Source organism: Parendozoicomonas sp. 2304DJ65-17 (genome assembly GCF_058148445.1).
The window spans coordinates 570779-584618 of the sequence record NZ_JBYVJV010000003.1 but is presented as its reverse complement, the minus strand read 5'-3'; the positions used below and the strand labels follow the sequence as shown (position 1 = coordinate 584618).

Genomic DNA, 13840 nt, shown 5'->3' with positions numbered 1-13840 from the left:
TAAAGTGCATTTATCTATGCACTGAAACCTGGGGTTGCTCATGGAGTTGGTTTGTCCCGCGGGTAGCCTGCCGGCATTGAAGGCTGCTGTGGATCATGGGGCTGATGCCGTTTATATCGGCTTTCGCGATGATACCAATGCCCGTCATTTTGCGGGCTTGAATTTTAATGAAACCAAAGCCCGCAAAGCGCTGCAATATGCCCGAGATAAGGGCGTAAAAGTGCTGGTGGCGATTAATACCTTTCCCCGTCCGGCTGGCTGGTCTCGCTGGACGTCTTCTGTCGATGCTGCTGCAGATTTAGGTGCCCACGCAATTATTGCAGCGGATCCCGGAGTACTGGGTTACGCAAGGGATAAGCATCCAAATATGCGCAGGCATCTCTCGGTTCAGGCTTCTGCCACAAACCTTGGAGCGCTTGAGTTTTATCATGAGAGATTTGGTGTCACCCGTGCCGTATTACCGAGGGTATTATCTCTGTCTCAAGTGAAGGCTCTTGCGGAAAAAAGCCCTATAGAGCTTGAGGTTTTTGCCTTTGGCAGTTTATGCATTATGGCTGAAGGCCGCTGCTGGTTATCTTCTTATCTTACTTCAGAATCTCCCAACACTGTCGGCGCCTGTTCGCCTGCCCGTTATGTGCGCTGGGAAGAGCAGGGCGCCTCAATGGACACCCGTTTGAACGGTGTTTTGATTGATCGCTTCAATCCTGAAGAGCGCGCCGGTTATCCCACTTTGTGCAAAGGTCGCTACCAGGTGAAAGGAGAGACTCTCCATGCACTGGAAGAACCTACTAGCCTGAACACCTTGAGGTTGATACCGGAACTGGAACGTGCCGGTGTAACAGCCGTTAAAATTGAAGGTCGTCAGCGCAGCCCTGCCTATACGGCTGAAGTCACACAGGTGTGGCGCGAAGCATTGGACGAATATAAAGCCAATCCTGAGTCGTTCTCTCCTAAAGAGGGGTGGCAGAAATCTCTGGCCGGGTTGTCAGAAGGTTGTCAAACAACGTTGGGTGCCTATCACCGGGCCTGGCAGTAGCTCAGAGGATGATATCTATGGAAATTACTCTTGGGCCACTGCTGTATTTCTGGCCAAAAGATCGTGTTGTTTCATTTTACCAGGATGTGTGTGACTGGCCGGTGGACCGGGTTTATCTTGGCGAAACTGTCTGTAATAAACGTCGTCAGATGAAGTTGGATGACTGGCTGGCCATTGGTGAGCAATTGCAGAATTCTGGTAAAACGGTTGTGCTCTCCACTTTGGCTTTGCTTGAAGCTGGCTCGGATCTGGCTTCCTTGAAGAAGGTCTGTGATAACGGGCGCTTCCATGTGGAAGCCAACGATATGGCGGCCGTTCATCAGCTCTCAAAGGCCGGTATCCCCTTTACTACCGGACCACTGTTCAACATTTACAATGCTTATTCCCTGAAAGAACTAGTTGATTGTGGGCTTGAGCGATGGACGCTGCCACTTGAACTCTCAGCGACTGATTTGTATTGCATTCTTGGGCAGGCCGATGAGCTGGGGTTAACCGGTAAGTTCTCTACAGAAGTTTTTGTCTGGGGCATGATGCCTCTGGCGGTTTCGGCTCGCTGTTTCACAGCCCGTGCCCATGATCTGCCAAAAGACGACTGCCAGTTTGTTTGTATGCAGTATCCGGAAGGATTGCCTGTCTACAGCCAGGAAGGTGACAGGGTATTTACTTTGAATGGTATCCAGACTCAGTCAGGTCGCTGCCTGAATCTACTGGCAGATGTACCGGCTATGGCCGCTAATGGCGTTCATGCAGTACGTGTTTCTCCTCAACCAGATGGAACCAGAGAGGTTGTACAATCTCTTGCTGGCCAGATGTCTGGTGCTGGGGAGCATGAGCTGGTTCATCCTGCTGGCTGTTGCCAAGGGTACTGGCATGGGAAGGCGGGTATGGTGCCGATGGTCGATATCACACCGTAACAGTTCAATTATTTTCTCCGGGCGTTAAAAAGCCCCAACTTTCGTTGGGGCTTCATACTCAATCGCATTCGAGTACGGAGAAATACAAAGCACTGCAAAGAAATTACGGGCTACGACCCCCGCTCTTTCTATCTGTCGTAAGACAGTCTCCTTGGTTGCTTATCCTATCTTCAGAGAAATTCATTACAATAGCATTGTTGTATTTCAGAAATTCAGCTGGTGCATTTCTTGGCTACATTCTCCACCGATCAACTTGACTTGAATCTTCTGCGCATTCTCATTGTGCTTTTAGAAGAAAAAAATACCCATCGGGCAGCAGAACGCTTAGGCATAAGTCAGCCGAGCGTAAGTCGTGCTCTGGCTAAGTTGCGTGAGCAGCTGAAAGACCCTCTGTTCTTTCGGGAAAAGAGAGGGCTGCGACTGTCCGCCAGGGCTGAAAGTCTTGCTCACAGGTTGCCAGAGGCCTTTGATGCACTGTTACAAACCCTTGAACCGGAGCATTTTGATCCCGGCACCTATCAGGGGAGTCTCAGAATTGTGGTTAACACATTTCTGGCAGAAACCTATGGCCGCAGCCTGTATCAAAAGCTTAAGAGGCAGGCTCCCGGTGCTGAACTTGAATTGTTTAGCTGGGGAGATGGCACCTGTGGTTTGATTGAGTCAGGGCAGATTCACGCTGCGCTCAGTTACACCGCTATGAACCTTCCACAGACTTTTGTCCAACGCCGGGTCGGGAGGGACTTATTCGGATTGATGGGGCGAAAAGAGCTAAGTGTTCTACAAAGGGAAGTGGAAGACCAGGACCTGAGCCGCTACCCCGTAGCTGGCTTGATTAATCCTCCTGTCAATTCCCGTACCATGCCGTTAAAGAAAACCCTGGCCAAACGTGGCATACATATGAATGTGGCTATGCGGAGTCAGCATCTGCGCCCCCTGCTTGAAGTGATTGAAGAAGAAGATGTTTTGATGCTGGCGCCGGAAAAACTGGCAGAAAAGATGGGAGACCGGTTTAGTTTTGCCAGGTTCCGTAATGAGCCAGAAGCCTCACTGGCGGATATCTGCATGATTTACAGTGGCAAAAACCGTTACTCCCCCATGTTTGAGTGGCTTGAGAAGAATTTTATTGAGCTTTTTTCGGAGTAAAACTAATAAATAGGGAACTGTTTGTGGAGTGCGCCGTCTAACGGCGCGTTGTTTCTATCTGTTACAGGTTTCCTATGGTATTTGTCAGATCGTTTCCCAAGACGGCATTGGCTCCGGCCTTGTCTTTCACCGTGTTATCTTCCGTGTCCTCCATTTCGGTACAAGCTGAGGAAATAAAGCAGGATGAATGGTACGCCAGCCAGCATGGTGGCGTTGTGTCCTGCTATAGCCTGAGTGCAGAGGTGGATGGCAGCTATTATTTGGATCGTTACCTGTTGGTTCCTCCCGGTGGGGGAAAGGGAGGGCCGCAGTCGTTTCTGGGAACAGAAGAGAGTGCGGCTACGGAACTTCACCGAAAAGGTGTGCAGCAGCAAGGCCAGATTCCTTTCTACTATGAGCGCTATCATCTGGATAACCAGTACCATATTCTGAATGGCCGCTTGATCAGTGGCTCGTTCAGCCAGAGTGGAAACATGCGGGGGCTTGGCAAGGTTGGATTGTGCCAGTTTGTTGATGAAAAGCTCGGCGATCTCAGCCAGCATGAAAGCTGTACAAGTTTCTCAATTAACGGTGTGGTCGTTGATGCTATTGGGGATGTGAAAGGTCCCGGGCAAAGTGGTCAGTGCGGCCAGTTTGTCGATGTGCCTTCAGAAACAGCTCCACTGGTTCTGGTTGCTCATGATGCAGCCAAACACTATCGCCATGTTTATGATCCTCTGCACCGGCTTTACCGGCATACATTATTTGGAATTAGTGATTTCAACCACTACAACAATGCGGGAGCTGAGGCATCCATGGCTGTTGCTGGTGGATCTGCATTACTGACAGTTGCCGCTGTTCCTGTTGCTCTTTTTTCGGCTCCTCTGGCGCTGCCGATGGCGGGAATTGGTTTGGCAGGAATGCTGGCCAGTGCTTACTGGCTTAGTGATTACTACGACAGCCCATTACAAAAAGCCCAGACTCGAAGTAAAACCTTATCTTCCGAACGAGCGGCAGCCGTGCGGGATATGAATGCGGCCCGTGCGCGCACAGAAACCTCACAGAGAATGCTTTTTGACCGTTATGGTATTCAGGGAAGCCCTGAGCAGTTGCGTGCTTATCTAACGGATTATGGTCAGCGAGCTGATCGTCATCGTTTGAACACTCTGACAGAACGATCCGATCTAGAGAGGTTCAGAGGAAAACTCAGGGATGCAGAAAGAAAGCTCAAAGAGATTAACAGGAAAGACAAACAAGTTGCTGAGCTGAATACCCGTCTGCAGGATATCGACAACAAAATTGCCCGTGTAGAGCGGGATCTTCCCCGAGACATTGGTTTTGTAGATGCTCCGCCCCCTTCAGAAGGGCTCCCTTATCCAGATACACCATACCCAGCAGACCCTGTGCCTTCTGCGCCGCCACTGTCTGAGTTGAATGGCCAGGCTCCTCTGCCTTATCCGGAAGTTGATCAGATGCCTCTACCGGGCGATCCCTATCCTTATGCGCCACCCCAACCAGCGAACCAAGTGAACCCTCCGGTTTCCAAGTCCAAGGTGACTTCGACAACAACCAGACCTGAAGCCCGTCATGCATCAACAAAATTGAAGCGTTTGAAGGGCGAGCGCCAGGAGGTCGTTTCTGAAAGAGATCGTCTGGTGCGGGAAAACCAGAATTCTTTCTACGAGCGGGAACAGACACAGGGAACAATTCTACATCTTGAGCAGCGTATACAGGTTGTTCGGGAGTCGTTGGATAGAAAGGATGCTATTTTCGATCGGGAAGTTGGTGAACCGAAGCGTTTGTTAGAAAGTTATTTTGACGCTGAAAGGCTTGCCACAGTGAACCAAAACCTTCGTGACAAGCTTGACGTGAAAATATCAGAAGTGGCGCTGCATAAAGAGCTAATGGCTTTGGTAAGCCACTATCAACGTGCCCAACGTCAATCACAATAACGGAATATGAAAAATAACCCCATTCGCTGTGAATCTACTGATCAGCGAATGGGTTTTTTAAGGCTTTATTCAAAGTGTTTCAGTTGGATGGTTTGGACAGTGGTGAGTGGGTTTTCCAAAGCTGTTGAAATTCTTCTGTGCGGCTAACAGCCCATTGCAATGCTTTGGGCAGTTGATCCAGCTCCAGGCTGTCCAGCATGTTTTTGACTCCAAGCCCGAGTTCAGTGTCCCCTTCAATGGCAAGCTTTCTATTGAAGAACAGAGTGTCTGGGTCTTCCTGGCGAGTCGCCAGTGCCAGAAAGCTGCTGCTATCTCCCCGAAAGGTCACATCACAGGGGCGAGGACCAGACATTTCCATTTTCTGATCGGAAACGGTAACGAAGAAGTCCAGCTTTAAATCGGTAACCGAAACTTTCAGCCAGCGATCTTCCAGCACATCAAATTCATCGTCTTGCAAAGGCTGTTGAAAGGCATGATTTAACGCCAGTTCAAGAGGCTTATTGCGCAGTTCCCAGGGCAGAATACGAATCGGGTGAAATAACCAGGCTGCAGGAGGGTGGGGCAGACGGCTCAAAGAGTTGGTTAATCCCATTGTTTAACTTCCATGCGCAGGTGTTGATCCAGAGATTCAGGGGTGAGGTTATACAGTTCATCTAGGATATTCAGTTGCAGGCTTCCCGGGCCGCGGCTGACTTTACTGGCCAGCTCTCCGGCAACACCTAAGCAAGCCAAAGCTGCTGATGCAGCAAGCAAAGGTTTTTCCACGCCAAGAAAAGCACCTACAAGTGCGGATGATGTGCAGCCCGTTCCGGTGACTCGTGCCATCATCGGGTGGCCGTTACTCAAGCTGATAACCTGATGGCCATCAGTAATGATATCTGTGGCCCCTGTAATGGCTATAACGGTGTTGTGGCAGCGGGCGGCACTAACGGCTTGTTCAATGATAGTGTGACTTTCTGTCAGGCTATCCACTCCACGTCCGCCAGATTCTCCAGCAAACAGGGCGAGAATTTCAGAAGCATTCCCCCTGACAACTGAAGGGCTGTATTCAAGAAGAAGTTTGGCTGTATCCAAACGGAATTGAGTTGCTCCGGCACCAACAGGATCAAGAATCCAGGGTTTACCGATCGCTTTGGCATGACTGGCGGCACATTTCATGGTCATGGTTGTGCGCCCGGTCAGGGTGCCAATATTGATAACCAGACTATTGGTGATATCAACCATGGCAGAGGTCTCTTCAGAGGCATCCGACATAATCGGTGAAGCCCCAAGAGCCAGCAGGGCGTTGGCAGTATTGTTCATAACAACCGAGTTGGTGATGTTATGAACAAGCGGCGTAGTCTGGCGCAGTTGAGCCAGGCTATTCAGTAGATTTTTTTTCAGAGTCATTATTGAGGGTCCATTAGCTCCGCCCGGATTGTAGCAGCCGCGGCCGGGGGATTCTGTTGATATGAATCAGAGGTGATCTTTTTTGTTTGAAAGTCTGTGAAAAAACACCAAAATCCAACAGATTTAAATCCTGTTATTATTTTATTTTGTGGTTTTAAATTCTATTGTTTTGGTGTTTGTTTGTTTTTTTATTTTGTATTTGTGTTTTGTGGTAATTAATACATCTATGGTTGTTGTTTGGCCAAAAGGTTCCTTGTAGAGTAGCTCTGCACTTGCACAGATGATGCCTGCTCTGGCTCATTCTTTTGCCTGTTTTCACTGGTCTCTTCGTTCCTGACTGTTATCGGGAAGGGACTCTCATATTCTAATTTTTATAAGTGGTGGTTGCGGTGTCTGCTTCCAAGCGCATTATTGTTGCGGATATCTTCTCTCTGATTTTATTCGGTTTTATTGTTGGTGGTTCCGTTGAGTTGTTGATGGGCCTGACATTTTTTCAGAGTTTGCAATCGCGACTGTTAAGTATTCCTGTGAATCTTATTATTGCCCGCCCTTATGGTGTGTTCCGCGACTGGGTTTTACAAACAGGCAATGCTGCAAGTGGTGGAGAACTCCGCAAATCTTTGCTGGATATTCTGGCTTTTATACTGTTCCAGATGCCTGTTTATATAGCCATTCTTGCAACCACAGGCGCAGGTATAGAAGCTATTCTGGCTGCAGCAGCCGGGCAGGTTGGTGCTATGGTGCTTATGGCTCGCCCTTATGGTTTGTGGATGCAGTACTGTCGAAACCGGTTTGTTCCTGAATTGCGGTTTGTTTGATAAGTCTGTTTTGTATTGAAAGTACTCTGAACCTGTTGAAACTCAACAGGTTCAGTTTATTAGTCAGGCAGAGCATTAACGCCTGAAAGCCTCAAGCACAATTCGTACAAAAGTGATGAGACAGTAAAGAGCAACTCCTGCGCCTGCTACTGTTCCCGCAATGACTCCACCTCCAACAGCTCCCGCTGTACCAGCCAAAAGCAACGCCCTGGTGCTGTATCCCTTATTAAGGGTGAGTGCTGCTATGTAATACTGGCCAGGAATAAAGCGGATCACGTCATCCCCCGATGGCACGATACATTCCCCGGTTTCTTCGCTGATAATCCCTGGCTGAGCCTTTTTCCCTTTGTAGGGGCTGCAAAATACCGGTTTGCTGTCCAATTGATCATTTTTTTCTGGTAGTGAAAAAAACTGCATATTCTCAGATGGTTTAGTGTTTTTAACCCATGACAGACTCATGACATTGGCAGGAAGGAGTAAAACGGGTACTCGGAAACTGTCTTCTACTTTTGTAAAAGAGGCCTTAGTATCAGACCATATCCAGCAGGTATCAGGCAGGGTACCAATTTTAATACCTGGCACTGGAACTCTTTCTTCTGTTTTAACTGAATAGACAAGGCAAAAGGGAGAAAACGACTCCTCTTTTTCTGATTTCCAGAGAATACCTCCGGGGCTGTAATCGGGGATTGATTCAGAACAATTTGTCGTAGGCGCAAAGAAATGGAAGAATGCCAGTAACACTGTGGATATGAATGTTTTCATGTCTTTGCGTTTTGTAAGTAATTGATATAGAAGACGAAAGGTAGACTTCCGAAGCAGCTTTTTCTTCTGATATAGTCGGAAAAGATCAGTATTTAGATGAAAAGACTGCAATCACTATTTTTCTGAATAAATACAAACATGAAACGGCCGTAAATTAGAAAATAGAACTTCTTGGTCGTTTTTTATTGAATTAGCTCTGCTGTATAAAACTGTACAAAAAACGATCGAAATTCTTCATTGTTTCAATCGATCTCAGTCACACAAAACAGTTGTTAGAGCTTGCTTTTATTGAGAGGGGAAGAGCATGTCACTGCTCTGTGTCGATGACCTGACAATTGAGTTTCCATCCCGCCACGGGGTTGCTGTATCCGTTAAGGGAGTGTCTTTCCAGGTTGAGAAAGGGGAAATCCTGGGCCTGGTAGGAGAATCTGGTGCCGGTAAATCTACAATCGGCAACGGTATTGTTGATCTGCTCAGTGCTCCTGGCCGTGTAGCTGGTGGAACAATTAATCTGGCTGGTGACTCCATTCGTAACCTCAGTGGTGAAGCCATGCGCAAAGTGCGTGGCCGCCGTATCGGGTTTATTTTCCAGGATCCGATGACATCTCTGAACCCACTGCTAACCATCGGCACACAGTTGATGGAAACTGTGCAGGCTACTTTGGGAGCGGATAAGGAAACTGCCCGTGCTCGCTCTATTGAGTTGCTTGATGCCGTGGGTATTCCTGAACCTGAGCTGCGCCTGGAACAGTATCCGCACCAGTTTTCTGGCGGTATGCGGCAGCGGGTTGTTATTGCTATTGCTCTTGCTGGTGAGCCTGAACTGATTATTGCTGATGAGCCTACAACAGCTCTGGATGTTTCCGTTCAGAACCAGGTGTTGGAGCTGATTCGCAAGTTGTGTAAAGAAAGGGATGTGGGCTGCATTCTGATTACCCACGATATGGGTGTTATTGCCAACACCACAGACCGGGTTGCGGTTCTCTATCATGGTGAACTGATGGAGTGTGGCCCAACTATGGATGTGCTTGAACGTCCACAACATGCCTATACCCGCAGTTTGATCAGTGCTGTGCCACGGGCTGATGTTAAGGTGCACCGTTTCCCCAGAGTGGAATACATCGAAAAAGCACAAAGCAAACCGATTGACGTCAAGAACCATTGGCTGGGTATTAAAGAAAGCTTTGGCTCTGTCAAAAATGGAGAGTTGCTCAAGGTTGAGAACCTGGATCTGCGGTTTGTCACTAAATCTGCGTTTCTGGAGAAGAACCGTCAGTATGTTCAGGCTATTGATAATGTTTCCTTTACTGTTAAAGACGGAGAAACTTTTGGCTTGGTAGGGGAGTCCGGTTCCGGTAAATCGACTACGGCGCGGGTGATTGCCAGCCTTTACAGACCTGATAATGGTCGTGTTGTTTTTGCTGGCCAGGATTTAGGTGCACTGTCTGAGAAGCAGCGTCGTCCATTACGTCGACAGATTCAGATGGTTTTCCAGAACCCTTACTCCAGCCTGAATGCCCGAATGACAGTGTCCGACATTATTGCCGAACCTATTCAATTCCATAACTTGGCGGAGTCAGAGATGAAAACCCGCCAGATTGTGAACGATCTTCTTGATCATGTGGGGCTGGGTGCTGCAGCTGGTAAGCGCTTCCCCCATGAGTTCTCTGGTGGCCAGCGTCAGCGCATTTCTATCGCCCGCGCTCTGGCCACCCGTCCTCGTTTCTTGATTTGTGATGAACCGACATCGGCGCTGGATGTGTCTGTGCAGGCACAGATCTTGAATCTATTAAAAGATCTGCAGGATGAACTGGGTCTCACCATGTTGTTTATCAGTCATGACCTGCCAGTTATTCGTCAGATGTGTGATCGGATTGCTGTCATGAAGCGCGGGGGCATTGTTGAGATCAACGACACTGAATCTCTGTTTGCCAGCCCGCAAGACCCTTACACTCAAAACCTGATTGATGTAATGCCTCATCTGGATAATCTGTCTCGTGAAGGACTTGATCTGGAAGAGTTTCATCAGCCGGTAGCTGTGTAACCTGCAGTAAGAAAAACTATAGAAAAAACACAACACAAAAAAGCAGAAACTCCTTTGGGGGAAGACATAATGAGAAAAATGAAATTGTCGAAACTGTTCGCTGGCATGGTGCTGGCGGGTGCCATGGTCACCGGCGCTCAGGCAGCTACGCTCAAGATGGCTCTGGATGCAGATCCTGTTTCTCTGGATCCTCATGAGCAGCTGTCTGGTGGTACTCTGCAGATGTCGCACATGGTATTCGATCCTCTGGTTCGTTGGACTCAGGATCTTCAGTTTGAAGGTCGCCTCGCAGAAAAATGGGAGCGAGTAGATGATCTGACTGTGCGTTTTCATTTGCGCAAGGGTGTGAAGTTCCATTCTGGCAATGAGTTGACCGCTAAAGATGTGAAGTGGACATTTGACCGTCTGCTGACCAGCCCAGATTTTAAGGGTGTGTTCGAGCCTTTCGAAGGTATGAAGGTTGTTGATGAGTACACTGTTGATCTGGTGACCAAGCGCCCGTTCCCGCTGGTACTTAACTCTGCGACCTACATCTTCCCAATGGACAGCGCTTTTTACACTGGCCAGGATGACAAGGGCCAGGCTAAAGATCTGCTGAAGAAGCATGCGGATACCTTTGCTTCCCGTAACCACTCCGGTACTGGTCCTTACCAGGTGACTGAACGTCAACAGGGCGTAAAAGTGGTGTTTGATCGCTTCGACAATTACTGGGATAAGAAATCTCCAGGTAATGTTGACGAGATCGTTCTGACTCCTATCAAAGAAGCACCTACCCGTGTTGCTGCTTTGTTGTCTGGTGATGTTGATTACATCGCACCAGTACCTCCAACTGACCACAAACGCCTGGAGAAAACATCAGGCACTGATCTGGTCACGATGCCTGGTACCCGTGTAATTACTTTCCAGATGAACCAGAACCGTGTGGAAGCCTTTAAGGATGCCCGTGTGCGTCAGGCTATCGCCTATGCCATTAACAATGAAGGTATTGTTAAGAAGGTTATGAGGGGCTTCGCGACTGCTGCTGGCCAGCAGGGTCCCAAGGGTTACGCCGGTTATTCTGAAGACCTGAAGCCACGTTACGACCTGAAAAAAGCTAAGCAGCTGATGAAGGAAGCTGGTTACGAAGATGGTTTCAGCATCACTATGGCGGCGCCTAACAACCGTTACGTGAATGATGAAAAAATCGCACAGGCAGTAGCCAGTATGCTGGCCAAGATCAATATCAAGGTTGATCTGAAAACTATGCCAAAAGCCCAGTACTGGCCTGAGTTTGATAAGCGTTCTGCCGATATGATGATGATTGGCTGGCATGCGGATACTGAAGACTCCGCTAACTTCACCGAGTATCTGGCAGCCTGCCCAGATGAAGAGAGCGGCTGGGGACAGTATAACTCTGGTAACTACTGCAACCCTGAAGTTGACAAGCTGGTCAAAGCTGCTGGTAGTGAGACTGATCCAGTTAAGCGTGCTGCCATGTTGCAGGAAGTAGAACAGACCCTTTACAACGAAGCGGCCTTTATCCCTCTGCACTGGCAGAACCTGGCCTGGGGCGCAAGCTCCAAGGCGGGTGTCAGCAAAGTTGTTAACGTAATGGATTTCCCATACCTGGGTGATCTGGTCGTTAAAGAGTAATCGCACTAAAGCGTGATTCGTGATTGTTCCCTGTCGTCTTTGATTGAAAGGCGGCAGGGAGTGATAAGCGAATAACAGATAACGAGAATAAGCGAAGTAATTCATGCTTGCATTTCTAGCCCGGCGTCTTATGCAGGCGCTGATTGTTATGTTTGTGATCAGCCTGATCAGCTTTTCAATTCAGGATAACCTGGGTGATCCGCTGCGAGAGATGGTTGGTCAATCTGTGTCTGAAGCTGAAAGACAGCAGCTTCGGGATGAACTGGGTCTGAACGATCCTTTCCTGACCCAATACGGCCGTTTTTTAAGTAATGCCGTACAGGGTGACCTGGGGCAATCTTATTTCTTTAAGGAGCCTGCCCTTGAAGTTATTCTGGCTAAATTGCCAGCCACTCTTGAGCTGACTTTTGGTGCAACCCTGCTGATTATTCTTGTCTCTATTCCTGCAGGTGTTTATGCAGCTATCCGCCCTAACAGTTTTCTCACGAGGGTGATTCTTGGATTCAGTATTCTTGGTATCTCTGTTCCTGTTTTCTTAACTGCTATCTTCTGTATTTATCTGTTTTCTATTGAGCTGGGATGGCTGCCGTCTTATGGGCGTGGCGAACTGGTGCCTGTATGGGGAGTTTGGGAGTCCGGCTATTTAAGCAAGGACGGTCTGTTGCATTTGATTCTGCCCTGTGTGTCTTTGGCCAGTATTATGCTGCCGTTGTTTATTCGTCTGATTCGCTCGGAAATGGTTGAAGCTTTACATACCGAATATGTGAAGTTTGCCAAGGCGAAAGGATTGAAGAAGGCTCGTATCTATTTTCTCCATGCGTTGAAAAATACCATGCTGCCAGTTGTTACCGTTGGTGGTGTACAGATCGGTACCATGGTGGCCTACACCATTCTTACCGAGACTGTGTTCCAGTGGCCGGGAATGGGCTTCCTGTTCCTAGAAGCTGTAAACCGGGTAGATACACCGCTGATTGTGGCTTACCTGATTGTTGTGGGGGCGATTTTCGTTATTGTAAATACCCTTGTTGATTTGATTTATGGACTGATTAACCCAACTGTGCGTCTGGCTGGAGGTGATAAATGAGTTTTGATACCTCTACCTCAGCCGTTAATGAAGTGGCAGTACCTGGCCGGTTTGAGAGGTTCCTGCAATCGAACCTCTGGTACAACTTCAAGCGGGATAAGGTTGCCATAGTCTCCTTTGTGGTTTTGCTGCTTATGGCTGGCTCTGCACTGCTGGCGCCCGTCATTGCACCAACAAATCCTTATGATCTGGCCGCTATCGATATCATGGACTCTGAGCTTCCCCCTTCATGGGCGGAAGAGGGCGAAGAGCGTTTCTTGCTGGGTACAGACGACCAGGGTCGTGATCTCTTCAGTACTATTCTTTATGGTATGAAAACATCTCTGACTATCGGTATCTGTGCTGTGATGCTGCAGATGTTTCTGGGAATTGTTATTGGCCTGAGCTCCGGCTATTTTGGTGGGCGGATTGACAGCTTCCTGATGCGGGTTGCAGATATACAGCTGTCCTTCTCCACCATGATGGTTGCCATTATTGTACTGGCAGTCTTTCAGGCCTCCTTTGGTTCTGAACTCTATAGCCAGTTAGCCATGTTGATGCTGATACTTGTGATAGGTATTGCAGAGTGGCCGCAATATGCCCGGACAATTCGTGCATCTGTGCTGGCCGAGAAAAAGAAAGAGTATGTGGAAGCTGCTCGAGTGATGGGCTTTGGCAGTGGCCGGATTATGTTCCGCCATATTTTGCCGAACTGCCTGTCGCCGATTCTGGTTATTTCCACAGTTCAGATTGCGAACGCAATTATCAGTGAGGCCGCTCTTTCATTCCTTGGACTGGGAATGCCGGTATCACAGCCTTCACTGGGGGCACTGATTTCCAGCGGATTTGAATATATCTTCTCTGGCAGCTGGTGGATTACTGTAATTCCCGGGATTGTGCTGGTTGTGCTGGTTCTGGTTATGAACCTGCTGGGAGACTGGTTACGGGATGTTATGAATCCGAAGCTTTATAAAGGGTAATCAAAACCCTGAAAACAAATAAGCCACCTTTCTGGTGGCTTATTTGTTTCTGAATTAAAGAAAAGTCCCTGACTGTATTCGCTAAAATCTTTGAAATTGGTTATTTTCAGAGAGACGTTACTCTTTGA

The 13840-nt window shown here is 48.4% G+C and carries 12 protein-coding genes; 9 read left to right on the top strand and 3 right to left on the bottom strand.

Annotation, left to right across the window (positions count from 1 at the left end):
* Positions 1 to 40 precede the first annotated feature (40 nt).
* The 4 genes from ubiU (at position 41) to ACY2RR_RS11950 (ending at position 5024) form a co-directional block, all read left to right on the top strand.
* Complete coding sequence (gene ubiU, locus ACY2RR_RS11965; RefSeq protein ID WP_490108377.1) at positions 41 to 1036, top strand: ubiquinone anaerobic biosynthesis protein UbiU; 996 nt, start codon at positions 41 to 43, stop codon at positions 1034 to 1036.
* 17 nt (positions 1037 to 1053) lie between these two features.
* Entirely contained in the window at positions 1054 to 1950 is an 897-nt protein-coding gene (locus ACY2RR_RS11960) for a U32 family peptidase (RefSeq protein WP_490108376.1), read from the top strand.
* 228 nt (positions 1951 to 2178) lie between these two features.
* A complete protein-coding gene (locus ACY2RR_RS11955) occupies positions 2179 to 3093 on the top strand; it encodes a LysR family transcriptional regulator (RefSeq protein WP_490108375.1) in 915 nt (304 codons plus the stop codon).
* Between the two features lie 74 nt (positions 3094 to 3167).
* Positions 3168 to 5024 (top strand): GAS domain-containing protein, encoded by a 1857-nt coding sequence (locus ACY2RR_RS11950; RefSeq protein WP_490108374.1) that lies wholly within the window; start codon positions 3168 to 3170, stop codon positions 5022 to 5024.
* A 79-nt stretch (positions 5025 to 5103) separates the two neighbouring features.
* On the opposite strand, the gene ubiT is transcribed toward ACY2RR_RS11950, so the two are convergent.
* The gene (gene ubiT, locus ACY2RR_RS11945) at positions 5104 to 5616 is read right to left on the bottom strand and encodes a ubiquinone anaerobic biosynthesis accessory factor UbiT (RefSeq protein ID WP_490108373.1); all 513 of its coding nucleotides are present in this window, start codon (positions 5614 to 5616) and stop codon (positions 5104 to 5106) included.
* Complete coding sequence (gene thiM, locus ACY2RR_RS11940) at positions 5607 to 6413, bottom strand: hydroxyethylthiazole kinase (RefSeq protein ID WP_490108372.1); 807 nt, start codon at positions 6411 to 6413, stop codon at positions 5607 to 5609. Before thiM ends, ubiT begins: the two co-directional genes overlap by 10 nt.
* 389 nt (positions 6414 to 6802) lie before the next feature.
* On the opposite strand from thiM, the gene alaE reads away from it, so the two are divergent.
* The gene (alaE, locus tag ACY2RR_RS11935) at positions 6803 to 7231 is read left to right on the top strand and encodes an L-alanine exporter AlaE (RefSeq protein ID WP_490108371.1); all 429 of its coding nucleotides are present in this window, start codon (positions 6803 to 6805) and stop codon (positions 7229 to 7231) included.
* A gap of 75 nt (positions 7232 to 7306) precedes the next feature.
* Here alaE and ACY2RR_RS11930 read toward each other — a convergent pair whose 3' ends face one another.
* Entirely contained in the window at positions 7307 to 7993 is a 687-nt protein-coding gene (locus ACY2RR_RS11930; RefSeq protein WP_490108370.1) for a hypothetical protein, read from the bottom strand.
* A 304-nt stretch (positions 7994 to 8297) separates the two neighbouring features.
* Here ACY2RR_RS11930 and ACY2RR_RS11925 point away from each other — a divergent pair, with 304 nt between their 5' ends.
* The 4 genes from ACY2RR_RS11925 (at position 8298) to ACY2RR_RS11910 (ending at position 13712) form a co-directional block, all read left to right on the top strand.
* The gene (locus tag ACY2RR_RS11925; RefSeq protein ID WP_490108369.1) at positions 8298 to 10037 is read left to right on the top strand and encodes an ABC transporter ATP-binding protein; all 1740 of its coding nucleotides are present in this window, start codon (positions 8298 to 8300) and stop codon (positions 10035 to 10037) included.
* Positions 10038 to 10106: 69 nt separating this feature from the next.
* Positions 10107 to 11669 carry an ABC transporter substrate-binding protein gene (locus tag ACY2RR_RS11920; protein WP_490108368.1) on the top strand — a complete coding sequence of 521 codons (1563 nt, stop codon included), beginning with the start codon at positions 10107 to 10109 and terminating at the stop codon, positions 11667 to 11669.
* A 103-nt stretch (positions 11670 to 11772) separates the two neighbouring features.
* Positions 11773 to 12753: an ABC transporter permease gene (locus ACY2RR_RS11915; RefSeq protein WP_490108367.1), complete on the top strand. Its 981-nt coding sequence runs from the start codon at positions 11773 to 11775 to the stop codon at positions 12751 to 12753.
* Positions 12750 to 13712 (top strand): ABC transporter permease, encoded by a 963-nt coding sequence (locus ACY2RR_RS11910; protein ID WP_490108366.1) that lies wholly within the window; start codon positions 12750 to 12752, stop codon positions 13710 to 13712. The genes ACY2RR_RS11915 and ACY2RR_RS11910 overlap by 4 nt, the downstream gene beginning before the upstream one ends.
* Positions 13713 to 13840: the final 128 nt, after the last annotated feature.

Bases quoted from the DNA above. Each gene is read 5' to 3' on its own strand.
- ubiU (WP_490108377.1), top strand. From the start codon at position 41: ATGGAGTTGGTTTGTCCCGCGGGTAGCCTGCCGGCATTGAAGGCTGCT.
- ACY2RR_RS11960 (WP_490108376.1), top strand. From the start codon at position 1,054: ATGGAAATTACTCTTGGGCCACTGCTGTATTTCTGGCCAAAAGATCGT.
- ACY2RR_RS11950 (WP_490108374.1), top strand. From the start codon at position 3,168: ATGGTATTTGTCAGATCGTTTCCCAAGACGGCATTGGCTCCGGCCTTG.
- ubiT (WP_490108373.1), bottom strand. From the start codon at position 5,616: ATGGGATTAACCAACTCTTTGAGCCGTCTGCCCCACCCTCCTGCAGCC.
- thiM (WP_490108372.1), bottom strand. From the start codon at position 6,413: ATGACTCTGAAAAAAAATCTACTGAATAGCCTGGCTCAACTGCGCCAG.
- ACY2RR_RS11930 (WP_490108370.1), bottom strand. From the start codon at position 7,993: ATGAAAACATTCATATCCACAGTGTTACTGGCATTCTTCCATTTCTTT.
- ACY2RR_RS11925 (WP_490108369.1), top strand. From the start codon at position 8,298: ATGTCACTGCTCTGTGTCGATGACCTGACAATTGAGTTTCCATCCCGC.
- ACY2RR_RS11920 (WP_490108368.1), top strand. From the start codon at position 10,107: ATGAGAAAAATGAAATTGTCGAAACTGTTCGCTGGCATGGTGCTGGCG.
- ACY2RR_RS11915 (WP_490108367.1), top strand. From the start codon at position 11,773: ATGCTTGCATTTCTAGCCCGGCGTCTTATGCAGGCGCTGATTGTTATG.
- ACY2RR_RS11910 (WP_490108366.1), top strand. From the start codon at position 12,750: ATGAGTTTTGATACCTCTACCTCAGCCGTTAATGAAGTGGCAGTACCT.